At 34.7% G+C, this 966-nt stretch carries 3 protein-coding genes; all 3 read right to left on the reverse strand.

The genetic code is table 11. The annotated features are described in order from the left end of the window. The coding region (locus WMO65_RS26260) for a hypothetical protein (protein WP_148394104.1) at positions 1-260 on the reverse strand (260 nt) is incomplete at its 3' end. A 90-nt stretch (positions 261-350) separates the two neighbouring features. Next, entirely contained in the window at positions 351-599 is a 249-nt protein-coding gene (locus WMO65_RS26265; RefSeq protein ID WP_148393963.1) for a hypothetical protein, read from the reverse strand. Between the two features lie 81 nt (positions 600-680). Beyond that, positions 681-966: hypothetical protein (locus WMO65_RS26270; protein ID WP_349064884.1), on the reverse strand; the 286-nt coding region annotated here is incomplete at its 5' end.

Below are 966 nucleotides of genomic sequence, written 5' to 3' on the forward strand. Positions count from 1 at the left end.
GAATTGCCGTCATTGTCTATAACATCAAAGTAAGGATGTTCGTTACCAGTGAGGACTTCATTTGGTTCATAATTCCAACCCCACGGAGCCATGAGCATGATATCTCCTGCATTTGTCTCAAACATTTCCCAATTTTCAGGTATTTCTATTTCTACCTTGTCACTGCATGTAGCAGTGGCATGAGGAGCATTTGCCGTCCAAACCTGTTTTTTCTCTGCGGAGAGTACCCCGTAATTTATATATCCTGTAAATTTTTTCATCTTTGTATCCCCCTTGTATTTTATAATTTGATTTGTTATAATTTACTTGCTGGGGGAGCGGTGGCAAGCCCGCCCTCCTCTGGTATCTGTTTAAGCTATTTTCTTTTTTAATTCTTCCACTTCTTTTTGCAAGTCTTTAATCATCTGCAAAAGCAAGCTTGTGTTTTCGTTTTCAAGTTTGTTGATTCTGTAATACTGTTTGAGTTCATCCATGTTTGATTCCAGCCTATTCATTTTGTCTGTAAGCCTCAATTGAACATTGTCAAGTTCGTTTAGAATCATGTTTGTTTGTGAATTAAGTAAATCAGCAATTGATTTTAAATCTTTTTCATCTAACATTTTTAAACCTCCATATTTGATTTGTTAAAGATGCTTGCCCTTCTTTAACTATATTTATTATATCATTATTGGTAACCAATGTCAATGTTCTTCTATCTTTTTTTCTATAATAATTTTCCCGTTTATCATAGAAACGGTTACCTTTCTATCTTCTTGTGTTACCCCTAGTTCCTTGACCATATCTGCCGGAAGGCTTATTTTATAATTAACAGAAGCCTTTCCTGCAGTTCCGCCTGCTTTGGCTATAATTATATTCCTATCAACCATTACTACATCTCCTCTTATCATATTTGATATATACATTATAATACGATTGGGAACCAATATCAAGAAAATATTACTGGAGCATGACATATACTTATACGCA

This window comes from Blautia caccae, from assembly GCF_040095955.1.
In the GTDB taxonomy this organism is placed as follows: Bacteria; Bacillota; Clostridia; order Lachnospirales; family Lachnospiraceae; genus Blautia; species Blautia celeris.